At 66.3% G+C, this 21,649-nt stretch carries 21 protein-coding genes; 14 read left to right on the top strand and 7 right to left on the bottom strand.

The genetic code is table 11. The features are described from left to right. The first annotated feature begins 290 nt into the window (after positions 1–290). From MWU77_RS00005 to MWU77_RS00025, 5 genes are all read left to right on the top strand, one after another. A complete protein-coding gene (locus MWU77_RS00005; RefSeq protein WP_169688144.1) occupies positions 291–1,103 on the top strand; it encodes a MaoC/PaaZ C-terminal domain-containing protein in 813 nt (270 codons plus the stop codon). A 39-nt stretch (positions 1,104–1,142) separates the two neighbouring features. Then, on the top strand, positions 1,143–2,816 hold the full coding sequence (locus tag MWU77_RS00010) for an AMP-binding protein (protein ID WP_169688145.1): 1,674 nt from the start codon (positions 1,143–1,145) through the stop codon (positions 2,814–2,816). A gap of 176 nt (positions 2,817–2,992) precedes the next feature. Further along, positions 2,993–4,174 (top strand): Rieske 2Fe-2S domain-containing protein, encoded by a 1,182-nt coding sequence (locus tag MWU77_RS00015; protein WP_169688146.1) that lies wholly within the window; start codon positions 2,993–2,995, stop codon positions 4,172–4,174. Continuing rightward, a complete protein-coding gene (locus MWU77_RS00020; protein ID WP_169688147.1) occupies positions 4,155–4,424 on the top strand; it encodes a hypothetical protein in 270 nt (89 codons plus the stop codon). Before MWU77_RS00015 ends, MWU77_RS00020 begins: the two co-directional genes overlap by 20 nt. Positions 4,425–4,472: 48 nt before the next feature. After that, positions 4,473–5,276 carry an SDR family oxidoreductase gene (locus tag MWU77_RS00025; RefSeq protein ID WP_169688148.1) on the top strand — a complete coding sequence of 268 codons (804 nt, stop codon included), beginning with the start codon at positions 4,473–4,475 and terminating at the stop codon, positions 5,274–5,276. A 72-nt stretch (positions 5,277–5,348) separates the two neighbouring features. Here MWU77_RS00025 and MWU77_RS00030 read toward each other — a convergent pair whose 3' ends face one another. From MWU77_RS00030 to MWU77_RS00040, 3 genes are all read right to left on the bottom strand, one after another. Beyond that, a complete protein-coding gene (locus MWU77_RS00030) occupies positions 5,349–6,398 on the bottom strand; it encodes a ferredoxin--NADP reductase (protein WP_169688149.1) in 1,050 nt (349 codons plus the stop codon). A gap of 134 nt (positions 6,399–6,532) precedes the next feature. Further along, positions 6,533–7,678 (bottom strand): NADH:flavin oxidoreductase, encoded by a 1,146-nt coding sequence (locus MWU77_RS00035; protein ID WP_247272654.1) that lies wholly within the window; start codon positions 7,676–7,678, stop codon positions 6,533–6,535. Then, on the bottom strand, positions 7,675–8,586 hold the full coding sequence (locus tag MWU77_RS00040; RefSeq protein WP_247272655.1) for an LLM class F420-dependent oxidoreductase: 912 nt from the start codon (positions 8,584–8,586) through the stop codon (positions 7,675–7,677). The genes MWU77_RS00035 and MWU77_RS00040 overlap by 4 nt, the downstream gene beginning before the upstream one ends. 321 nt (positions 8,587–8,907) lie before the next feature. Here MWU77_RS00040 and MWU77_RS00045 point away from each other — a divergent pair, with 321 nt between their 5' ends. From MWU77_RS00045 to MWU77_RS00070, 6 genes are all read left to right on the top strand, one after another. Continuing rightward, a complete protein-coding gene (locus MWU77_RS00045; RefSeq protein ID WP_247273033.1) occupies positions 8,908–9,807 on the top strand; it encodes an IclR family transcriptional regulator in 900 nt (299 codons plus the stop codon). Between the two features lie 85 nt (positions 9,808–9,892). Then, positions 9,893–10,759 (top strand): alpha/beta fold hydrolase, encoded by an 867-nt coding sequence (locus MWU77_RS00050; RefSeq protein WP_169688152.1) that lies wholly within the window; start codon positions 9,893–9,895, stop codon positions 10,757–10,759. A 169-nt stretch (positions 10,760–10,928) separates the two neighbouring features. Next, positions 10,929–12,107, top strand: coding sequence for an acyl-CoA dehydrogenase family protein (locus MWU77_RS00055; protein ID WP_169688153.1), 1,179 nt, complete (start codon positions 10,929–10,931; stop codon positions 12,105–12,107). A gap of 39 nt (positions 12,108–12,146) precedes the next feature. Then, positions 12,147–13,073 (top strand): biphenyl-2,3-diol 1,2-dioxygenase, encoded by a 927-nt coding sequence (gene bphC, locus MWU77_RS00060; RefSeq protein WP_169688154.1) that lies wholly within the window; start codon positions 12,147–12,149, stop codon positions 13,071–13,073. Between the two features lie 85 nt (positions 13,074–13,158). Further along, positions 13,159–14,325 carry a 3-hydroxy-9,10-secoandrosta-1,3,5(10)-triene-9,17-dione monooxygenase oxygenase subunit gene (gene hsaA / locus MWU77_RS00065; RefSeq protein WP_169688155.1) on the top strand — a complete coding sequence of 389 codons (1,167 nt, stop codon included), beginning with the start codon at positions 13,159–13,161 and terminating at the stop codon, positions 14,323–14,325. 38 nt (positions 14,326–14,363) lie between these two features. Beyond that, on the top strand, positions 14,364–15,830 hold the full coding sequence (locus tag MWU77_RS00070; protein ID WP_247272656.1) for an FAD-dependent oxidoreductase: 1,467 nt from the start codon (positions 14,364–14,366) through the stop codon (positions 15,828–15,830). A gap of 65 nt (positions 15,831–15,895) precedes the next feature. Here the strand turns inward: MWU77_RS00070 and MWU77_RS00075 are convergent, their stop codons facing one another. Continuing rightward, entirely contained in the window at positions 15,896–16,411 is a 516-nt protein-coding gene (locus MWU77_RS00075; protein WP_247272657.1) for a flavin reductase family protein, read from the bottom strand. 238 nt (positions 16,412–16,649) lie between these two features. On the opposite strand from MWU77_RS00075, the gene MWU77_RS00080 reads away from it, so the two are divergent. The 3 genes from MWU77_RS00080 (at position 16,650) to MWU77_RS00090 (ending at position 19,126) form a co-directional block, all read left to right on the top strand. Further along, a complete protein-coding gene (locus tag MWU77_RS00080) occupies positions 16,650–17,264 on the top strand; it encodes a TetR/AcrR family transcriptional regulator (protein ID WP_169688158.1) in 615 nt (204 codons plus the stop codon). Between the two features lie 174 nt (positions 17,265–17,438). Next, the gene (locus MWU77_RS00085) at positions 17,439–18,215 is read left to right on the top strand and encodes an SDR family oxidoreductase (RefSeq protein ID WP_169688159.1); all 777 of its coding nucleotides are present in this window, start codon (positions 17,439–17,441) and stop codon (positions 18,213–18,215) included. After that, positions 18,212–19,126 carry an SDR family oxidoreductase gene (locus tag MWU77_RS00090; protein ID WP_169688160.1) on the top strand — a complete coding sequence of 305 codons (915 nt, stop codon included), beginning with the start codon at positions 18,212–18,214 and terminating at the stop codon, positions 19,124–19,126. Before MWU77_RS00085 ends, MWU77_RS00090 begins: the two co-directional genes overlap by 4 nt. 50 nt (positions 19,127–19,176) lie before the next feature. Here MWU77_RS00090 and MWU77_RS00095 read toward each other — a convergent pair whose 3' ends face one another. The 3 genes from MWU77_RS00095 to MWU77_RS00105 all read right to left on the bottom strand — a co-directional run bounded on the left by MWU77_RS00095 (position 19,177) and on the right by MWU77_RS00105 (position 21,649). Next, positions 19,177–20,370, bottom strand: coding sequence for a low temperature requirement protein A (locus tag MWU77_RS00095; protein WP_247272658.1), 1,194 nt, complete (start codon positions 20,368–20,370; stop codon positions 19,177–19,179). Between the two features lie 67 nt (positions 20,371–20,437). Next, positions 20,438–21,097, bottom strand: a complete 660-nt coding sequence (locus MWU77_RS00100) for a GNAT family N-acetyltransferase (RefSeq protein WP_247272659.1) — start codon at positions 21,095–21,097, stop codon at positions 20,438–20,440. Between the two features lie 78 nt (positions 21,098–21,175). Continuing rightward, positions 21,176–21,649 carry a nitroreductase family deazaflavin-dependent oxidoreductase gene (locus tag MWU77_RS00105; protein ID WP_169688163.1) on the bottom strand — a complete coding sequence of 158 codons (474 nt, stop codon included), beginning with the start codon at positions 21,647–21,649 and terminating at the stop codon, positions 21,176–21,178.

Raw genomic sequence — 21,649 nt, forward strand, 5'->3', positions numbered from 1 at the left:
CTGGCGGAGACACGAAATGCCTGCGGAGGTGATGTCAGACGGCACGGGTTTTCCCGTCCGCAGTCGCTGGTGAAACAGGAATTCTCGGATGTGAGTCCGAGAATCCCCGTCCTTCAGGGCGGGGAGTAGTCAAAAGAGCTCTCCCCTCCTCCTTGACGGTGGCACTTGTGTGTCGCGAAAGACTCTCACGCTCCGGACCACGACCTTCGAATGTACCGGTGAGTGAGATATCCGAGGGGGCCGGTCGCCCGTCCACATAGCCTGCTCACAGTGGAGAAAGGACCGACACGATGACCACCACCGAAGAATCGTCGGCCGCTCGCTGGCGCGGCGTCGAACTGGGTACGCGCACCGTCCGTTATGACGAGAGCGACGCGATTCTGTACGCCCTCGCGGTCGGTGCACCCGCCACCGACCTCGATCTCGTGTTCGAAGAGCGGCTCAGAGTTCTCCCGACCTTCGCACTGACGCTCGCGCAGTGGGCACCCGATGAGCTCGGTGCCCGCGGCGGGTTCGACACCCGCACCGCAGTGCACGGGTCGCAGAGCCTCGATGTGCGTGCACCGCTGCCGCGCGCGGGTGAGCTCACGTTGTCGGCCAAGGTCGGCGAGGTGTGGGACAAGGGCCGCGCCGCGGTGTTCGAGGTCCTGGTCGAATCCGAGTTCTTCGTCGCCACGTGGTCGCTGTTCGCGCCGGGCGCGGGCGGGTTCGGTGGCGAACGCGGACCGTCGGCCGAGCCGACGCCCGAAGGCGATCCCACCCGGACCGCCACCTTGAACACTCGCGAGGATCAGGCAGCGCTGTACCGGTTGACTGGTGACCGGCACCATATCCACATCGATCCCGAGGCCGCGGCCCACATCGGGCAGCCCCGCCCGATCATGCACGGACTGTGCACACTCGCCGCGGCGACGATTCCGCTGGCCCGCGCGGTCGGTGCGCATCCGGCAGACTTGACGTCGCTGTCCGGACGCTTCGCTGCTCCCGCGTTCCCCGGCGACGCCCACCAGCTCCGCATCTGGGGTGAGCGCACCGACCTGCAATTCGACGTCCGCGCCGGCGACAACGCCGTGGTGTCGGGTGCCCGTGCGACGTTCGCCTGACCGCTCTCGCACAGGACCGGAACTTTCTGGAGGAAAAAGTTGGACACGTTCGCCGAAGTAGTGCGTTCCCGCAAGGGCGACGAGAAGATCGGTCTGCGGTTCGAGGACCGGCAATGGACCTGGGACCAGGTGATCCAGGAGAGCGCCGACCGTGCGGCAGCGCTCACCGCCGCCGTCGGGGAACCGGCCGATCGTCGTCGACACATCGGCGTGCTGCTCGAGAATGTCCCGGACTTCGTGTTCTGGATCGGAGCGGGTGCGCTCGCCGGTGCCGTGGTGGTGGGCATCAACGCGAGCCGCAGCGGTCCGGAGATCGCCGACGACATCCGTCAGGCCGACGTGGACTTCGTCATCACCGAATCGCGCCTCGCGCACCTGGTCGACGGCACCGACCACGGCCTGCCCGCCGACCGGATCGTTGACATCGACTCGCCCGAGTACCTGCGCTTCCTCGAACCGCATCGCGGCGCCGACCTGCCCGACACCGTCCCCTCGCCCGACGACATCGCCCTGTTGCTGTTCAGCTCCGGGTCGACAGGCCGGCCGAAGGCGGTCATCGTTACGCAGGGCAGGCTCGGGAGACTACTCGACGTCCTCGTCGAGCGCACCCAGATGCGACGCGACTCCGTGGCGTACCTGTGCATGCCGCTCTTCCACGGCAACGCCGTCATGCTCAACCTCGGCACCGCCATGCGCGTCGGCGCGACCGTCGGCCTGATCCGGAAGTTCTCGGCCAGCCGATTCGCCGACGATATCCATCGTTACGGCGCGACCTTCGTCAACTACGTCGGGCGTGCGCTGTCGTACGTGCTCAACAAGCCCGAAGATCCGCGTGACCGCACCGGCACGCTCGAGATCGCCTTCGGCACCGAAGCATCCGAGGTCGATGTCGCCCGATTCTCGGAGCGATTCGGGTGCACGGTCATCGAGGGCTACGGCTCGAGCGAGGGCGTGTTCCGGATCAACCGCACCCCGGAGACCCCCGCCGGGTCACTGGGTGTGGCACCGGGCGGCGCCGACGTGCGGATCCTCGACGAGAACACCGGCGAGGAATGTCCGCGCGCACAGTTCGACGACGCCGGGCGGCTGCTCAACTCCGAGGCCGTGGGGCAGATCGTCGCGATCGGCGGCGCCGCAGCGTTCGAAGGTTACTACAAGAATCCGGGAGCGGCCGCCGAGCGGGTCAGGGACGGCGACTTCTGGTCCGGCGACCTCGCCTACCGCGATGCCGACGGTTTCTTCTACTTCGCCGGCCGCGCATCGGATTGGCTGCGCGTGGACAGCGAGAACTTCTCGGCCGCACCCGTCGAGCGCATCCTGGTGCGGATCCCCGGGATCCTGTCGGCACCGGTGTTCGCGGTCCCGGACCCGGCGACGGGCGACCAGGTGATGTGCGCAGTCGAGCTCGACGCAGGCGCGGCGTTCGATCCGCAGGTTTTCGGGCGGACGCTCGCCGAGCAGCCCGACATGGGTGACAAGTGGTGGCCGCGCTTCGTGCGCGTGACCGATCACCTCCCGCTCACCGGCAGCAACAAGATCGACAAGGCGCCGCTGCGCGCCGCCGCGTGGAGCACCGCCGATCCGGTTTACGTCCGGGTGGGCCGTACCCCCGAATACGTTCTGCTCGACGACGCGGGGCGCACACAGATCGAACGCGACTTCACCGAGCAGGGTCGGGCCGCGTTGCTGCCTGCTCCGCTCGCCTCTGTCTAGCCGCGGCGGGGTGGTCTCACCGAGCGGGACCTGCAGCTCGGCGGTGACATCGCTCACCTACGGTGACTTTCATACAGCCCCATGGGACTTGTCTCGCAGCCCGTGACGAGTCCGCGCCGCGAACGGAACATGCCGTTCCGCTCACTCGATCACTACTTCCGAAAGGACGGACGACCGTGAGCCTGGATACTTCTGGTGACACCGAAATCCGCGAAATCGTCGTCGGTTCCGCTCCCACCCGCTTTGCTCGCGGGTGGCATTGCCTCGGTCTGGCGGAGTCCTTCAAGGACGGCAAGCCGCATTCCATCGAGGCGTTCGGCACGAAGCTCGTCGCTTGGGCGGACAGCAACGGAGACTTGAAGGTCCTCGACGGGTACTGCCGTCACATGGGTGGCGATCTGACCCAGGGCACCGTCAAGGGCGACAACATCGCGTGCCCCTTCCACGACTGGCGATGGGGCGGCAACGGACGTTGTAAGGACATTCCGTACGCCCGTCGTGTGCCCCCGATCGCGAAGACTCGCTCGTGGCACACGCTCGAGCAGGACGGCCTGTTCTTCGTCTGGCACGATCCCCAGGGCAACGCACCGACCGACGACGCCGCGATCCCGCGGATCGAAGGCGCGACCAGTGACGAGTGGACCGACTGGGTCTGGTACACCACCGAGGTCGACACCAACTGCCGCGAGATCATCGACAACATCGTCGACATGGCGCACTTTTTCTACGTGCACTACTCGTTCCCGACGTACTTCAAGAACGTCTTCGAGGGACACGTCGCGACGCAGATCATGAAGGGTCAGGCCCGCACCGACATGCGGCCGAACACCGAGGGCCAGCCGAAGATGCTCGGCAGCCACTCCGAAGCGTCGTATTTCGGCCCGTCGTTCATGATCGACGATCTGAAGTATCAGTACGAGGGCTACGACGTCGAATCGGTTCTCCTCAACTGCCACTACCCGGTTTCCGCCGACAAGTTCGTGCTCATGTACGGGATGATCGTCAAGAAGTCGGACCGGCTGGAGGGAGACGCTGCGCTCGAGACCGCGCAGCAGTTCGGCAACTTCATCGCGCGGGGGTTCGAGCAGGACATCCAGATCTGGAAGAACAAGACTCGGATCGAGAACCCGCTGCTGTGCGAGGAGGACGGGCCGGTCTACCAGCTGCGTCGCTGGTACGAGCAGTTCTACGTCGACGTCGAGGACGTCAAGCCCGAGATGACCGACCGCTTCGAGTTCGAGATGGACACCACCCGGCCTGTCGCAGCCTGGATGAAGGAAGTCGAGGCCAACCTCGCTGCAAAGGAAGCCGAGGCAGCCGCGGGCGCGGAGCAGGAAAATGCAGCCCGTCAGGTGTAGCGACTGCATGGCGCAGGTGCTGGTGAAGAAGAACAGCTGGGAACACACCGAGATTCAGTGGGACCAGCAGGCGCGTCAGCAGTGTCACCGGTCTCGCAGTGAGTCCGGGGCCGGGACGGATCCGTCCCGGCGCCCGGGCGCGCCACGGCCGACGTGCCCGTCGATGGTCGCCACCATCACTCGCGCCGCAGCCGAGGGGCTGATCGACGTCGTCGACGACGCGCCGGTCCCGGCCCCGATCGTCCAATAGTCCCTGTGGCCGGATAGCCTGGCGCCACAACCCTTTCGAAGGAACCTGATGACCGACACCCTTTCGATCGACCGCGCTCAGTACGGACAGTGGGCGGTGATCGCCGGTGGTTCCGAGGGCGTCGGCGCCGCCTTCGCCGACGAACTCGCCCGCGCCGGATTCGACCTGCTGCTCATTGCGCGCAAGCCCGAACCCCTCGAGGCGACCGCGGAAAAGGTTCGTGTGCACGGCGGTGAAGTCCGCACGCTCTCGCTGGATCTGCTCACGGCCGACGCCGTCGAGACGATCCGGTCGGCGACCGCCGACCTCGAGGTGGGCCTGTTCATCTTCAACGCCGGAGCCAACAGCTACGGCCACGAATTCGTCACCGGCGACCTCGACGGCTTCCGCGGTGTGATCGACCTGAACGTGCACCGTCAGATCGAACTGTCGCACCTGTTCGGGTCGCGGATGAAGGAGATGGGTCGCGGCGGCATCATGCTGCTCGGGTCGCTTGCCGGCTACATGGGTTCGGAACACCAGAGCATCTACGCCGCGTCGAAGGCATTCAGCCGGGTATTCGCGGAAAGCCTGTGGATCGAACTCGAGCCGCACAACGTGCACGTGGTCGAGCTGATCCTCGGCGTCACCCGCACACCTGCGATGGAGCGTGCAGGCCTGAACTTCGATGTGCCCGGCATGTTGGTGTCCGAGCCGGAGGACGTGGCCCGCGAGGGCCTCGAGCATCTGGCGGACGGGCCGGTGTGGGTTGCCGGCGGCAACTACGATGCGGCGATCAAGCGCAGCGGCTTCCCGCGCGACAAGATGGTGCAGGGTGCGGCGAAGGCGATGCGGGCACTGCTGAACCGCTAGTTCCGGATCGAGAAAGGGCCGGCGAGGTTTTCGACCTCGCCGGCCCTTTCTGATGCCGGTGGACGATCCCGATCAGAACTCGATCTCGATGCGCTCGCTGATCGGACGCGCCTGGCACGCGAGCACGTATCCGCTCGCGATGTCCTCGTCGTCCAGGATCGCGGAGTCGGGCATGTCGACCTTACCGGACACGACAGTGCACGCACACGAACCGCATTCGCCTTCTCGGCACGAGTACGGCACGTCGAGGCCCTTGGACAGCATGACGTCGACGAGGGTCGCGGACCGCGGCCAGGTCAGTTCGTGGTCGTCGCCGTCGAGACTCACCTGCACGGACGAGGTGTCCTCGTCGTCGGACACCTCCACCGGGGTGATCTCGGCGAACGGATCGCCCGACAGTGAGGTGAACACCTCGGCCTGGATCCGGTCCGACGGCACCCCGGCCGCACCGAGGCTCTCGCGCACCGCATCCATGAACGGCTGCGGACCGCACATGTACGCGTGATGCTCGGTGTACGGCGACAGCAACGCCGTGAGCTGCCCGGTGACGGGCAGACCCTGCACGGTCTCGAGCCAGTGCAGCACGGTGAAGGCGCCGGGGTAGCGGATCGCCAATTCGCGCAGTTCCTGCGCGAAGATGACGGATTTCTCGTCGCGGTTGGCGTAGAACACGACGATGTTGCGGTTGCCCGCGGCGAGCGCCGACTTGAGGATCGACATCACCGGCGTGATTCCGCTGCCCGCTGCACACAGCAGCAGTTTCTCATCCAGGCTGCGCGGCGTGAATACGCCGGCCGGTGGCAGCACCACAAGCTCGTCACCGGTAGAAACGTTGTCGCACAGCCAGTTCGATCCGTATCCGTCGGCGGTACGCTTGACCGTGACCTTGAGCTGCTCGTCGCTCTGCGGTGAGCTCGCGAGAGAGTAGCACCGAGCCACCGAGCCCGTCCGATCGCTCGGAATGCGGAGAGTCAGGAACTGGCCGGGCTTGTAGGTGAAGCGGTCTGCGTGATCTGCGGGAATGTCGAAGACCAGGGAACACGCGTCGGCGGTCTCCTGCACGACAGCGGCCACGGTGACCGCCACCGCGCGTGTGCTCACCGGCGTCTCAACGGATGTCATCGTGGCTTCCTTAAAATGCGGGAAAAGGTGTACGGATCACGGTAACGGGAACACCGATCACGACGAACGGCTCTCCCGATGGTTGGGACACCAAGCAGGAGAGCCGAAGTCGAGAAATGATGATCCGGGTACGCTCAGATGAGGGTGCCCTCGTGCACCGATCGGTCGAACTCCGGCAGTGCAGATCCGTCGCGGAGCGTGGAAGCCAGCGCGGGATCGGCGAGATGGAGGCGGCCGATGGCGATGAGGTCGAACTCCTCGCCGGAGAGCCGACGTTCGAGCTCGGGGATGTTGTCGGCGGTGGGAGTAGCCCCCGAGGTCCTGCTCTCGCGCAGACTCGCCCCCAAACCGACACTGCCCACGGCCATCGACAATGCTCCGGTCAGCTTCTTGGCCCACCCGGCAAGCGACAGATCGCTACCGTCGAAGACGGTCGCGTCGAAGCGCCGAATGCTCGCGTCGAAGACGTCGACGCCTGCTTCGGCCAGCGCCGAGAGGATGACCTGCAGCTCCTCGGGTGTCTGAGCGATCCGTGCGTGGTAGTCCTGCTGCTTGTGCTGGGAGAAGCGGAAGAAGATCGGTGTGTCGTCGCCGACCGCGTCTCGGACGGACGCCACCACGGCGGCGGGGAATCGGGTGCGCCGTTCGAGGTCGCCGCCCCAGTGGTCGTCGCGCCGGTTGGTGGAGTCCCACAGGAACGAGTCGAGCAGATAGCCGTGGCCACCGTGCAGGGCAATGCCGTCGAACCCCACTTCCCGGGCGTTACGCGCGGCCTCCGTGTAGGCGGCGATGACGTCGGCGATGTCCTCCTCGGTCATGGCGCGGCACGGCTCACTGGCCCGCGCGACATACTCGTCGGAGTAGGAGGTCAGACCGGCCTCGCCCCACACCCCGGACGGTCGCATGGGGGTGAGGGCGGGGTCGACTGCGGAGGTCATCGCACCCCAGAGCGGTCCGACATGCCACAGCTGCGGGATGATCCGGCCGCCCTCTGCGTGTACCGCATCGACGACGCGCTGCCAGCCCTCGAGCGCGTCGTCGCCGTGCATGCGGGGCACGCGCGGGTTGTCGACGGCTGTGGGATGTCCGATGGCGGTGCCCTCGGTGATGATCAGCCCGGTACCGCCTGCTGCTCGTCGCCGGTAGTACTCGGCGACGTCGGCTCCGGGTACTCCGCCGGGGGAGTACGAGCGTGTCATCGGCGACATCACGATGCGGTTGGGCAGTTCAAGCGATCGGACCGACAGGGGACGGAACAGGGGAGACAGCGTTCGGGTCATCGGTGCGGTGCTCTTTCGTCGGTATCGGGCAGAGATGGCGTGTCGAACGCGGCGCCGATCTCGGGTGCGAGATCGCGCAGCGCATGCAACTGATCGCAGTAGTGCTCGACGTCGGTGGCGGCGACGGCCGTGCTCACGATCGTCGCTCCGGCCTGCCTGCGCCGGTCGAGTGCGCGCAGGGTCCGGTCGCGTGAGCCGAGCGGGTCGAGGGATCTGCTGGGGGAGAGCACGACCTCGAACCCTTCGGGGAGCTCTGCTTTCCGCAGCATCGTCTCGGTCTGTTCCAACGTGAGGCCGAACGGTAGCCAGCCGTCGCCGAGCGTTGTCGCGCGTCGCAAGGACCGCGCTGTGCGCCCGCCGATCCAGAACGGAACACGCGTCTGGATCGCATGCGGCTCGACGTAGACGTCGGCGAAATCGTAGTAGGTGCCGTGAAACTCGGGTGTCGGCGTCGACATGCAGGAGCGTAGAGCGGTGAGGGCTTCGTCGGCGCGTGCGCCGCGGTCGGCGAAGGGTGCACCGAGGAGGTCGAATTCTTCCTCGAGGCTTCCGACTCCCAACCCGAGGACGAGTCGGCCGCCGCTGACGGTGTCGAGCGTGCCGTACCGCTTCGCGATCTCGAGTGGGTGGTGATAGCCGAGGACGAGCACGCGGGTGTTGAACCGGATCCGTGAGGTGCGCGCGGCGAGGTAACCGAACGTCGCCAGGGGGTCCCAGTAGACGCCGCCGCGTTCGGCTGCGACGTCGGTCGGTACGGCGACGTGTTCGCTGCAGGTGAGGTGGTGGAATCCGAGGCTGTCGGCTGTCTCCGCAACACGTGCGAGTTCGATGATGCCGGCATCGCGTTCCCACTCGGCGAGGGTGGCAGGGTGGCCTATCACCACAGGTGACGTGATCCCTATGTACATCCGATCGATCACCTCGAACCGACTTGGGCGCGGCAGCGCAGGGTGGACACATGCTCGTCCTACTCGCCTTTCTACCCGGCGAACCAGGGCGGGCCACGCGATCTCCTGCTCAGTGGGATGTGCCGGGGTGGTCGTGGCGGCATCGTCGTGTGGAGCGGATTCGGTGAGTGGACGACGAGGTGCGCAGCAGTCGTACTTGTGTTATCGGCACCTGCTGGGTGATACTAGTCACGGCGGCACAAGAATGAATTTCAGTTTTGCTTGTTCGTCCAGGTAGAGGCAAGTTTCGGAGAGGAAGAAACGATGGTGCAGTCCGCAGAGATGCAGGCCGTTGCAGTGCAGAACGCGACCGTGCAGAACACCTCGGAGTCCAAGCGTGAGCTTCCGGCGTCGATGGTCGAGCGCATGACGCTGATCCTCGACGCATTCGACGGTGCCGGGTCGCGTCTGACACTCGAAGAGGTGGCCTGCCGCACCGGCCTGCCCCGCTCGACCGTCCACCGCATCCTCGACCAGATGGTCCGTCTCGAATGGGTCGACCACGCCTCCTTCGGCTACTGCCTCGGACGGCGCGCGAAGTCGCTCGGCGCAAGCGACAACGGTCACAGCCGCATCCGTGAGGCCGCGGCGCCGCTCCTCCACGAACTCCACCTGCAGACCGGCATGGTCGCGCACCTCGCCATCCTCGATCGCGGCGACTGCATCTACCTCGACAAGATCGGTGGCCAGCTCGCCGCCACCCTCACCTCCCGGGTCGGCGGCCGCGTCCCCGCGTACATCACCGCGTGCGGCAAAGCGATCCTCGCCGGACTCGAGCCCGAGCACGTCGACGCGTTCTACGGCACCCACCTCGTGCGACGCACCGAACGAACCATCCCCGATCTCGCCACCCTCCACCAGGAACTCGGCCGTATCCGGCAGCGCCACGGCCTGGCCTTCGAAACCGGCGAAGCCCAGAACGGCATGGCATGCGTCGGTGCAGCGGTGCGTAGCCCGTCCGGCCCGGTCGCGGGAATCTCCCTGTGCGGGCCCGCGCGCCCCGGCCATCTCGAGCGTGTCGCGCCGCTGGTCGCCGACGCCGCCCGCGACATCTCCCGCCTCCTGCATCCCGAACTCGGTACCCCGCGACGCGCCCGCCGCGCCGCGGCCGAGCCCACACAGTCGTGGTCGCCGCAGGCGATGGAACGCTTGGTTGCAACCCAGGCCGGGCAGTGGATGTAGGCCGAGGCCAGGAATGTAGAGAAATCGTCTCGATGAATGGGAGCCCTGGCGCAGTGTGAACGGCATCACTGGAAATGTCGAGGATATGACGACAGAACTGACGCAAGAAGGCACCGCACGCGAACTCGCGACCGATCGCGGAGTGCTTCGCTACCACGAAGCCGGCGACGGCCCGCCGCTCCTGCTGCTGCACGGTTCGGGCCCGGGCGTGACGGGGTGGCGGAACTACCGCGGTGTCCTCGCCGACTTCGCGGAGCATTACCGTTGCCTCGTCCTCGAATTCCCGGGCTTCGGCGTCAGCGATCCGTGTGAGGGCCACCCGATGGCGATGGCCAAGTTCGCCGTCAAGGACTTCCTCGATGGTCTCGGCCTGTCCGACGTCGCGATCATCGGCAATTCGATGGGCGGCATCGTCGCAACCCAGTTCGCCCTCGCCGAACCCGAGCGAGTGAACAAGCTCGTCACGATCGGCGGTGCCGGACGCTCGGTGTTCGCACCCGCGCCGGGCGAGGGTATCCGGTTGCTCATGGAGTTCACCGACGATCCGACCCGCGAGAAGCTGGTTCGCTGGCTGCGCTCGATGGTCTTCGACCCCGCGATCCTCACCGAGGAACTCATCGAGGAGCGTTGGTCGCTGGCCACCGAGCCGAAGACCCTCGAGATCGCCCGCCGCATGTACAGCACCGCGGCATTCACCGCGGGCGCACGCGCCGCTGCCGCCTCGAACGAGACGCCCTACTGGGCTCAGCTCGGCAAGATCAAGATCCCCACCCTGCTCACCTGGGGTCGCGACGACCGCGTCAGCCCGGTCGACATGGCGATGCTGCCGATGCGAGAGCTCGCACGCGGTGAATTACACGTATTCCCGAACTGCGGGCACTGGACCATGATCGAAGCGCGCGAGGCGTGGCTTGCAACTGTCCTCGCCTTCCTGAAGAGGCACGACGCCTGATCCGCCGAACGCCGCGCGGCTCACCGAACTCCCGCTGAGCGGAAAATTCCCGCGAGGCGGTCGCGGATCCTCCACGGTAGAGACCATCGCCAGGTCGAGACGGTAAGCGGCCTGACAAACATCTCGCCCGGTCAGCCTCCGGGCGTCACATCAGAAAGCTGGAGAGACAATGGGACAGGTTCTCGACTCCATCTCGCCGTTTGCCGACGAGATCCGTGCCGACGGTGCAGAAGGCGACCAGCTCATGCGCCTGACCGATCGCAGTGCCAAGCGTCTGAAGGACGCCGGTGTCATCCGGATGCTGCAGCCCAAGGAGTTCGGCGGCCTCGAAGCGCACCCGCGTGAATTCGCCGAAACCGCCATGGCGCTCGGTGCCATGGACGGCGCGACCGGCTGGGTCAGCGGCATCGTCGGTGTCCATCCGTGGGAGATGGCGTTCTTCGATCCCAAGGCGCAGCAGGAGGTCTGGGGCGAGGACCCCGACACCTGGATCGCATCTCCCTACGCCCCGATGGGGGTTGCCACGCCCGTCGACGGCGGATACATCCTCAACGGCCGCTGGTCGTTCTCCTCGGGTACCGACCACTGCCAGTGGGTGATGATCGGTGCGGCCATCGGCGACAAGGACGGCAACCGCCTCAATCCGCCGCAGTCCCTGCACGTGCTTCTCCCGCGGTCGGATTACGAGATCGACCAGGACAGTTGGAACGTGGTCGGGCTGCGCGGCACGGGCTCGAAGGACCTCATCGTCAAGGATGCCTTCCTCCCCGAATATCGCACCGTGTCGGCAGCACGCGTCATGGGTGGCGTCGCATGGAAGGACGCTGGGCGGGACGAGACGCTCTACAAGTTCCCGTTCTCGTGCATCTTCCCCCTCGGCATCACCTCGTCGCTCGTGGGCATCGCACAGGGTGCGCTCGACTGCTACATCGAGACTCAGCGTGAGCGTGTGACCGTCTCCGGCACCGCGATCAAACAGGATCCCTACGTGCTCTCTGCGCTCGGTGACGCGGCCGCCGAGATCGCGGCGTCGCGCGCAGCACTGCTCGAGACCGTGGATCGTTTCTGGGACATGACCGAGAAGGGCCAGGAGGTCACGTTCGAGCAGCGGGCGATCGGTCGACGGACCCAGACCGCCGCCGCGTGGCGTGCGGTGCGTGCCGTCGACGAGATCTTCTCTCGCGCAGGTGGCGGCGCTCTCCAGCTGAGCAACCCGTTGCAGCGCTTCTGGCGCGATGCACACGCGGGTCTCAGCCACGCCATCCACGTACCCGGATCCATCTTCCACGCAGCAACCCTCACGCAGCTCGGTGGCGAGCCCGAGGGCGCGATGCGCGGAATGATCTAGAGCCACTCGAATCCCACTACTGCGAAGGAATATTCGGACATGACGGATATCCGGGCCCTGGGCTATCTCAGGATCCAGACCACGGACATCGCTCGGTGGCGCGAGCTCGTCGTCGACGGGCTCGGTATGGCGGTCGGCAACGGGCCTGAGGAAGACGGTCTTTATCTGCGGATCGACGAACGTCGGTCGCGGCTGATCGTGCTGCCCGGAGACACCGACAAGGCACTCGCCGTGGGCTGGGAGGTGCGAGACCAGTTCGCCCTGCAGCGTGTGCGCGAGGCTGTCGAGAAGGCCGGCATCGAGGTGCAACTGCTCTCGGAAGACGAGGCGCTCTACCGCGACGCCGAACAGGTCATCGCGTTCGACGATCCGGGGGGAACCCGCGTCGAGGTCTTCTTCGGGCCGGTCCTCGACCACAGCCCGGTCGTGACTCCGCACGGCGGCCGCTTCCACACCGGCGAAGAAGGACTCGGGCACGTTGTCCTGCCGGTCGCGAACTTCGACGCGGAGTACTCCTTCTACACCGAGGTGCTCGGCTTCCTGCCGCGCGGCGCCATCCGCATCGGCGGACCGGCCGCGAAGCCGCCGTACCGCCGGGTGCGGTTCCTCGGTGTCAACCGTCGTCACCACAGCCTGGCGATGTGCCCGGCACCTCCGACCGAAGCGCCGGGACTCGTGCACATGATGCTCGAGGTCGACACTCTCGACGCCGTCGGACAGGCGCTCGACCGCGTTCGGAAGCTCGGCTTCTCGATCTCCTCGACGCTGGGTAGGCACACGAACGACAAGATGGTCTCGTTCTACGTGCGTGCTCCGGGAGGCTGGGACATCGAGTTCGGTACCGAGGGCATGCTCGTCGACGAAACCTTCTACACCGCAGAGGAAATCACCGCCGACAGCTACTGGGGCCACGACTGGTCCGAATCGGAACCGCTCGCGGCGTTCGCGCCGCCCGAGAAGAACTGATCCGGCGAGAGCCGACGCTGTACCCGACGATGCCACGACCGCTGCGCGGCGTGGCATCGTCCACTTTCACCGACAGGAGTTCGACATGGGCAGCGACGTACAGACGGCCGTGCGCGCGTTGCTTCCGGACATCGCCGAGCGAGCCGCCACGATCGACGAGACCAGGCGAGTCCCGGACGACGTGGTCGACGCACTCTCGTCGACCGGCGTGTTCCGGATGCTGCAGCCGCGCCGCTACGGCGGCACCGAGACCGACCCGGTCCGGTTCTACGAAGTGGTGCGGGAAGTATCTGCGGCGTGCGGCTCCACCGGCTGGGTCACCTCGGTGCTCGGCGTTCATCCGTGGCACCTGGCGTTGTTCGATGACCGCGCCCAGTACGACGTGTGGGGTGACGACCCCGGGACACTCGTGAGCTCGGCATACGCACCGGTCGGACAGCTGAGCCCGGTGGACGGAGGTTACGAGCTTTCCGGCACGTGGATGTTCTCCTCCGGCTGCGAATACGCCTCGTGGGCACTGCTCGGCGCTGTCGTCACCGGGCCGGAGGGACGGCCTGTCAGCTTCATGACCGCGCTCGTACCGCGCACCGACTACGGGATTCGCGACGTGTGGAATGTGGTCGGGATGCGCGGCACCTGCAGTAACGAGATCACCGTCGACCGGGTCTTCGTGCCCGAGTACCGGGTCAAGAGCAACTTCGAGACCGCGAACCTGCGCGGACCGGGTCAGAAGGTCAACACCGGCCCCCTGTACCGGCTTCCGTTCGGCGCATTGTTCGGCACGACGGTGAGTATGCCCGTCGTAGGAGTGGTCGACGGCTGTTACGAACACTATCTCGCCGCGATGCGCGAACGTGTCCGATTGAGCTTGGGCGGTGGGCGATTCGTCGACGACCCGTTCGCGCAGACCGCGGTGGGTCGTGCCGCCTCCGAGATCGACGCCGCGATCCTGCAGACCACCCGTAACCTGCGCGAACTGTGGGAGCATGCGGTCGACGGCCGGGAGATCCCGATGATGTTGCGCGCGCGTGCGCGCCGCGATCAGGTGCGGGCGACCGAACGCGCGGTCGAGGCGATCGACCTGTTGTTCAAGACGGCCGGCGGCTCGTCGCTGTTTCTGGGAAACATCGTCGAACGTGCCTGGCGGGACGCACATGCCGGAAGCGTGCACGTCGCCAACGAACCTGAGCGCGCACTGGCGCAGTACGGTCGGGCCGCGTTCGGGCTTCCGGTCGAAGACAACCTGCTCTGACTTCACCGAACTGAATTCGAACGAAAGAGAGTGTCTCCTTGAGTCATCCGGATGTCCGGCCGGTATCGGCCGACAGTATCGAATCGTGGGATCACGAAGCCGACGTCGTCATCGCCGGATTCGGCATCGCCGGTGTCGCCGCGGCGATCGGAGCGGCCGAGAGCGGAGCCGACGTCCTCGTCCTCGAGCGCACCGGCGGCGGGGGAGGCGCGGCGGCACTGTCCGGCGGCATCGTCTACCTCGGCGGCGGCACCCGTCTGCAGAAGGCGTGCGGAATAGACGACACGCCCGAGAACATGAAGACGTTCCTCGCCGCGGCCCTCGGACCGGGGGTCGACGAGAAGAAACTCGACGTCTACTGCGACGGAAGTGTCGCGCATTTCGAGTGGCTCGAAGCATGTGGCGTGCCGTACAAGGACGGGTTCTGGAACCAGCCGGGCTGGGAGATCCCGAACGACGATTCGCTGATGTACAGCGGCGGAGAGAACGCAGCGCCGTTCTCGACGCTCGCCCCGCCGGCGCCGCGCGGGCACCTCGCGCAGGTGCCGATGCCCCGCACAGGTGAGCAGGGCGCAGGCCACGTCCTGATGACGACGCTCATCGCGAAGGCCGGAGAGCTCGGCGTCCGCGTCGAAACCGATGTGCGGATGCAACGCCTCGTCACCGATGCCGACGGCAGGGTCGTGGGGCTTGTGACGACCCGGTTCGGCAAGCAGGTCACTGCGCGCGCCCGCAAAGGCGTCGTCCTCGCGACCGGATCGTTCGCCTACAACGACGAGATGATGCAGGCATACGCTCCTCGTCTGTACAAGCGGCCCGCCGCGACGGTCGAGGAGCACGACGGACGCGGAATTCTCGTCGCACAGGCCCTCGGCGCGGGTCTCGCCCACATGGATGCGTGCGAGGTCGCGTTCTTCTGCGACCCGCAACTGATGGCCCGCGGAATCCTGGTCAACGGCCGCGGCCAGCGGTACGTGCAGGAGGACACCTATCCGGGGCGGATCGGGCAGCTCACGTTGTTCGAGAACGACAATCAGGCGTTCCTCATCATCGATCAGGCGTCGTACGAGGACGGTATGGCGGCGCCCAGCTCCAGCCCTCAACTCAAACGACAGCCGACGTGGGTGTGTGAGACGATCGACGAGTTGGAAGCCGAAATAGGTCTTCCCACAGGATCTCTCACGTCGACGGTGGAGATGTACAACCGGCACGCCGTCGAGGGCTCGGATCCGGTGCTGGGCAAGAAGCCCGAGTGGGTCGCGCCGATCGGTTCACCGGTGGCGGCGATCGACCTCCGCGGAAACACGGGGGGCTTCACCCTGGGCGGGCTGCGGACGTCGGTCGACTCGGAGGTCCTGCACGTCGACGGCACTCCCATCCCGGGCCTGTACGCGGCGGGACGATGCACGTCGGGACTCTCCGCATTCGGCTACTGCAGCGGGATTTCGCTCGGTGACGGCAGCTTCTTCGGGCGTCGCGCCGGTATCCACGCCGCTGCCTCGTAGAACGCCGCTGCCTCGTAGAACCTGGTCGCAGCAGGTGCGGGCCGTCGGCGCGGCCCGCACCGTTGTCAGTCGCCGAGCCCGAACGCACCCCGGTAGAAGACCATGGGGCGATCGTCCTCGAAGCATTCGAGTTCCAGGACCCGTCCGATGACGACGTCGTGGTCGCCGGCAGTGTGCACGTCGTGGATCTCGCAGTGCGCGCGCATGAGGACACCCGGAAGCGACGGGGTGTCCCACCGCGACCTCTCCCAGTCGAGGCCGTCGAACTTCGTACCGCGTGAAGATCCGAAGCGGCCGCAGAGGTCGGACTGCTCTTCGCCGAGCACGTTGATGGCGAAGCGTCCCGTGGGGCGGATCCGCGGCCAGGCGCGACCACGATGGTCGGCGCAGAACAGGATCAGCGGCGGCTCGAGCGATACCGACGCGAACGATTGGCAGGCGAAGCCGATCGGCCCGTCCTCGTCGAGGCCGGTGACGACGGTGACGCCGGTGGCGAAGCGGCCCATCGCATTGCGCATGTCGAGCGGACCGGGGAGCTCGGGTTCTGCTGTGAGGACCTGCGTCAGGGTCTGGGTGGACATGCGCCTCAACTCCGATTCATCTCGGGTCGCCTCGTTCCGGCGACGTTCGCGTGCCATGAATGTATGGACGACCCGTGATCCGTCCACGATGGATTCTCGCTGAGCGGACTTCCGTGCCGTTGTCGTCGCGCCGCGGGTTCATCCGCGGGTTCGTCCCGGTGGGCGGGAGTGCAGGCGCGGGTGTGGTGGGAACCGCTCGATGGGACAATCGTCGATGTCACGGAAAGGAAGGTTGTCGATGCCCAGAATCGGGGTGGCGCGCGACGGTGCCGAGCCCACATCGGCCGAGCAGCGCGACCGGCACGAACGGATTCTCGATGCGGCGGCGCACATCGCGACCGAGTTCGACCTTCCTCGGGTGCAGATGACCGAGGTCGCCAAACGTGCCGGTGTCGCGATCGGCACGCTGTATCGCTATTTCCCGTCGAAAACGCACCTGTTCGTGGGGGTGATGCTCGATCGGCTCGAGCGATTCAGCGGATACACACCGGTCAGCGACCCTGATGTGCCGGTGCAGGAGGCGATCTGTGATGCGTTGATCGGGATGACCCGGGAGATGGTCGCGTATCCGACTCTTGCATTGGCGATGCTGCAGTCCAACAGCACAGCCGTGGCGGCTGCGGTGCCCGACACGGTGAAGATCGAAGCGACCTTCCAGGCAATTCTGTTGACGACCGCTGGTATCGCCGATCCGACCGAGGGCGACAAGGACCTGCTGCGGTTGCTGTCGATGCTCTGGTTCGGAGTGATCACCGCGTTCCTCAACGGCAGGTCGACCATCGCTGAGACCGAGGCGGACATCCGGCGCAGTTGCGATCTGCTCCTCGTCGAACTGAGTCCCCGCTCGAACTGAGCTCCCCTCGAACTGAGCCCCCCTCGAACTGAAGTTCCGCTCGAACAAGCCCGCCAAGGATTCGGTGCCCCGCGGGAGTGCTAACGTCGGGCCACATTCCCAAACCAAGCGATTGCTTGGTAAGTTCGGGTGAGGCTCACGACCGGAGCCGCGGGAATTCGATGCGGAGGCAGGATGGATCTCGGACTCGACGGCGCAGTAGTTCTCGTCACAGGCGGTGTGCGAGGAGTCGGCGCGGGTATCACCAGGGTGTTCCTCCGCGCGGGCGCGACCGTGGTGACGTGCGCGCGCAACGAGCCGGAGAATCCGATCGAGGTCGACGGCCGCACCGCGGAGTTCCTCTCGTGCGATGTCCGCGACGCCGACCAGGTCCACGCCATGGTGGCGTCCATCGTCGAGCGGCACGGGCGCCTCGACGCGCTCGTCAACAATGCCGGCGGTTCCCCGTTCGCCCTCGCAGCCGATGCGAGCCCGAAGTTCCACGCGAAGATCGTCGAACTCAATCTGCTCGCGCCGTTGCTCGTCGCGCAGGCTGCGAACGCGGTGATGCAGACCCAGGACAGCGGCGGCTCGATCGTCAACATCTCGAGTGTGAGCGGATCGCGGCCCTCGCCCGGTACCGCCGCGTATGGTGCGGCGAAGGCCGGAATCGACAGCCTCGGAACGTCTCTCGCGGTCGAGTGGGCACCGAGGGTGCGCATCAACTCCGTGGTGGTCGGCATGGTGAACACCGAGCAGTCGCACCTGTTCTACGGCGACGATGCCGGTATCGCCGCAGTCGGCGCGACCGTGCCCCTCGGGCGCCTGGCCAGCCCGGACGACATCGGGAACTGCGCGGCATTTCTCGCCTCACCGCTGTCGGCATACGTCAGCGGATCGACATTGACCGTCCACGGCGGCGGCGAACGCCCTGCCTACATGGCAGCGGCACAAACGAAGGAGACAAAGTGAGTGGACTGCTGGACGGACGCGTCGTCATCGTGACGGGTGCCGGTCGTGGGCTCGGACGAGCCCACGCGTTGGCCTTCGCAGCCGAGGGCGCCAAGGTCGTCGTCAATGACATCGGTGCGGGTGCCGACGGCTCTGCGACCGGGGAGACCCCCGCCGAGCAGGTCGTCGAGGAGATCCGGGCTGCCGGCGGTGAAGCCGTCGTCAACGGCGACGACGTCGCGGACTGGGCCGGTGCCGAGAACCTCGTCAAGACCGCGCTCGACAACTTCGGACGTCTCGACGTATTGGTCAACAACGCAGGTTTCCTGCGCGACCGCATGCTGGCGAACATGAGCGAGCAGGAGTGGGACGCGGTGACCCGCGTGCACCTGAAGGGCCACTTCGCTCCGATGCGGCACGCGATGACGTACTGGCGCGCGGAGTCGAAGGCCGGTAACCCGGTCGATGCCCGCATCATCAACACCAGCTCCGGCGCAGGCCTGATGGGCAGCATCGGTCAGGGCAACTACGCTGCGGCCAAGGCGGGTATCGCGACCCTGACCATCCAGGCCGCCGCCGAGTTCGGCCGGTACGGCGTCACGGTCAATGCGATCGCGCCTTCCGCGCGGACCCGCATGACCGTCGGTGCCGGTGGTGCGATGGCCGAGATGATGGCTGCACCGGAAGAAGGATTCGACGCGATGGCGCCCGAGAACGTCTCGCCGCTGGTCGTGTGGCTGGGCAGCAGCGAGTCGAAGGACGTCACCGGCCGCGTGTTCGAGGCCGAAGGCGGAAAGGTGTCGCTGGCAGACGGTTGGCGTCACGGCGAAGCCGTCGACAAGGGTGACCGCTGGGATCCCAAGGAGCTCGGACCGGTCGTCGAGAAGCTCATCGCTTCGTCGGAACCCCCGACCCCCGTATACGGCGCCTGAGAGACTCCCGCTCCCGGTCCGTGCCGGAGAACACCGGGCCGGGAGCGGGTTCACCCCTCGGAAGCGGCGGTATCAGTGTGCGCGTCGGCGGGCAGCGCATCTGACGACGTCACCACCAGCACCGCGACGAGCACCACCATGAGCACCGCCGCCACCACCAGGGACGCCGGTGCCAGCGCACTCGCGCCGATGAGCAACGACAGTCCGATCACAGCGACGTCGGCGCCCCGCGACAGGCATCCACGCATCGTCAGAAACCAAGCGCTGAGCAGGAAGATCGCCACCGGCACCGTCAGTGTTGCGGCCGCCGCCGTCGCCTCGAGCCCGGTCGTGTGGGTGTCGTGGTCGATTGCGACCTCGATACCCGCCGAGAACGCGCCCGCCGCTGCGAACACCACGTAGTGCCCGTATCCGAACACGAGCGCCGACGACATGCCGGTCAGCATTCGACTGTGTTCGGTGTGGAAGTACACCCACCACATGCCGCCGGCGAGCACCAGTCCGCACACGGCGATCAAGACGAGCGAACCGACATTTTCGGTGTGGTCGAGGGCGTCGACGATCGCGTTCGCCGACGCAAGGATCGATTCACCGAGGACGATGAGGGTGAAGAGGCTGTAGCGCTCGGCGATGTGCTCGGGATGCCACGGGGTGATCCGTGCACGCTCCGCTACGACCGGAACCGAAAGTTCTGCCACGACGAGCACGAGGAACGAGACGGTGCCCCACCCGTCCGGCAGGCCCAGCCGGAGCACCCACAGGATCTGCACGAGCGTTATGCCGATCGCGTACCGCATCGCGGTCTGCCGGAGCACGGGATCGGAACGGGCGGCGCGCAGCCATTGAGGCACCAGTGCCAGCCGCATCATCACATAACCGAGGGTGACGAGAGCGAAATCGCCGTCGGTCATCGCAGGTACGGTGCCTGCCGCGAGCACGAGCACGCCGCTCATCTGAAGCAGCGTGAGGACCCGGTAGAGCCAGTCATCGGTGTCGAATGCGCTCGCGAACCACGTGAAATTCATCCACGCCCACCAGATCGCGAAGAACACCATCAGGTAGGTGCCGACCCCCGAGACGATGTGCTGGGAGGTCTCGCTCTGATGCAGTTGTGCCGACGCGAACGACACAGCGACGACGAATACGAGGTCGAAGAACAATTCGAGAGGCGTTGCGACGCGATGTTCCTCGTCGCGCCGTCGCGGCACCATCCGCCGCAAACCCAGAAACGATCCCTCGGGCATTCGAGCCCCTTCCGCCGTGCGCGTTGTCCTCGTCACCGGACAACGCGCACGGGCTGCGCAGTCTCGCTTACGCCGGGGTGCGGATGATCAGCGTCGAGCCGGGGAAGTAGGCCGCGAGTTCGGTACGGGCCGCCTTGAGTGTGGCGGTACCGTAGCCCTGCTTCCGGGCCTCGGGGCGAACCCAGATCCGCACTTCCACCTCGTTGCCGGTGAGTTCACCGAATGCGAAACCGATCTTCTTCGGCTCGTCACCGGAGAGATCTTCCGCGACGAGCCACATGCCCGACTCGTCGTCCATGAGCGCAGCACCCTTCTGACGCTCGGTCTCCACCGCTGCGTCGCTGCCGTCGCCGAGCTGTTCGGCACAGCGTGCCTTGAGCAGCTCGATGTCGGCCCGGTCGTCGCTGATCTGGCGCAGTCGGAAGTGCTCACCGGTCGCGTAAGGGCGCGAATCCGTAGTCCACTTCACCACCGCGTCGAGATCGTCCAGCTCGGTGCGGATCTTCTTGCGTTCCGCCTTCGTGAGGCGTCCCAGTGGAAGGGCGAGGACGGCCTCTGCGCAGAAATCGGTGGTGCCGAGCAGTGACCCGATGGCGGCGATGGCGCTGTCCCGGTCATCGCTCTCGACGATGGCGTCGAGCACCTCGTGGCGTTGCTCGAGCGCACGCAGCAGGGCGGCCGCGATCTCGCGGCGGTCGAGTACCTGGTCGTGATTCGTGGTTGCCATCGGGTGACGTCCCCTCTCGAAAGCATGAACAATGCGCCTACCAGTATTGCTGTTCGAGGCGCCGTGCGTCAGGTGACCTCACTCGCAGATGACTACGGGTATGACGCGATCGGTCCACGACTGATAGTTGTCGAAATCCGGATACATCGCAGTCAGTTTCGGCCAGTACTGTGCGCGTTCCGTATCCGTGGCGACACGAGCCTTCATTCGACGGATGTCCGACCGGATCTGGACGGTCACCTCGGGATTCGCCAGGATGTTGCGGAACCACAGCGGATGCTTCGGCAGCCCGCCCTGGGACGCGACGAGAAGCACCTTGCCGTCGGCCTCGAGGAACAACAGGGGAGCGGTCCGTGGCTGCCCGGTCTTCCTGCCGGTGGTGGTGAGCAGGCACACCGGGATTCCCCACGGAAATGCGCTGCCCACCCGCCATTTTCCACCGAGGCGGCCACCGGTGGCCCGGTACAGGGCCACGTTCACACGCGACATCCACTTGATGATCGAGGTCGTCGCCTTCGAATCGAGCCCCTTGGGGGCCGCCTCGGTGCCCAT

The organism is Rhodococcus sp. F64268 (assembly GCF_023015605.1).
Classification (GTDB): domain Bacteria; phylum Actinomycetota; class Actinomycetes; order Mycobacteriales; family Mycobacteriaceae; genus Rhodococcus.

Bases quoted from the DNA above. Each gene is read 5' to 3' on its own strand.
- MWU77_RS00040 (WP_247272655.1), bottom strand. From the start codon at position 8,586: ATGTACATAGGGATCACGTCACCTGTGGTGATAGGCCACCCTGCCACC.
- MWU77_RS00005 (WP_169688144.1), top strand. From the start codon at position 291: ATGACCACCACCGAAGAATCGTCGGCCGCTCGCTGGCGCGGCGTCGAA.
- MWU77_RS00020 (WP_169688147.1), top strand. From the start codon at position 4,155: ATGCAGCCCGTCAGGTGTAGCGACTGCATGGCGCAGGTGCTGGTGAAG.
- MWU77_RS00045 (WP_247273033.1), top strand. From the start codon at position 8,908: ATGCAGGCCGTTGCAGTGCAGAACGCGACCGTGCAGAACACCTCGGAG.
- MWU77_RS00050 (WP_169688152.1), top strand. From the start codon at position 9,893: ATGACGACAGAACTGACGCAAGAAGGCACCGCACGCGAACTCGCGACC.
- MWU77_RS00075 (WP_247272657.1), bottom strand. From the start codon at position 16,411: ATGTCCACCCAGACCCTGACGCAGGTCCTCACAGCAGAACCCGAGCTC.
- MWU77_RS00055 (WP_169688153.1), top strand. From the start codon at position 10,929: ATGGGACAGGTTCTCGACTCCATCTCGCCGTTTGCCGACGAGATCCGT.
- MWU77_RS00100 (WP_247272659.1), bottom strand. From the start codon at position 21,097: ATGGCAACCACGAATCACGACCAGGTACTCGACCGCCGCGAGATCGCG.
- MWU77_RS00080 (WP_169688158.1), top strand. From the start codon at position 16,650: ATGCCCAGAATCGGGGTGGCGCGCGACGGTGCCGAGCCCACATCGGCC.
- hsaA (WP_169688155.1), top strand. From the start codon at position 13,159: ATGGGCAGCGACGTACAGACGGCCGTGCGCGCGTTGCTTCCGGACATC.
- MWU77_RS00105 (WP_169688163.1), bottom strand. From the start codon at position 21,649: ATGGGCACCGAGGCGGCCCCCAAGGGGCTCGATTCGAAGGCGACGACC.
- MWU77_RS00035 (WP_247272654.1), bottom strand. From the start codon at position 7,678: ATGACCCGAACGCTGTCTCCCCTGTTCCGTCCCCTGTCGGTCCGATCG.
- MWU77_RS00085 (WP_169688159.1), top strand. From the start codon at position 17,439: ATGGATCTCGGACTCGACGGCGCAGTAGTTCTCGTCACAGGCGGTGTG.
- MWU77_RS00025 (WP_169688148.1), top strand. From the start codon at position 4,473: ATGACCGACACCCTTTCGATCGACCGCGCTCAGTACGGACAGTGGGCG.
- bphC (WP_169688154.1), top strand. From the start codon at position 12,147: ATGACGGATATCCGGGCCCTGGGCTATCTCAGGATCCAGACCACGGAC.
- MWU77_RS00030 (WP_169688149.1), bottom strand. From the start codon at position 6,398: ATGACATCCGTTGAGACGCCGGTGAGCACACGCGCGGTGGCGGTCACC.
- MWU77_RS00095 (WP_247272658.1), bottom strand. From the start codon at position 20,370: ATGCCCGAGGGATCGTTTCTGGGTTTGCGGCGGATGGTGCCGCGACGG.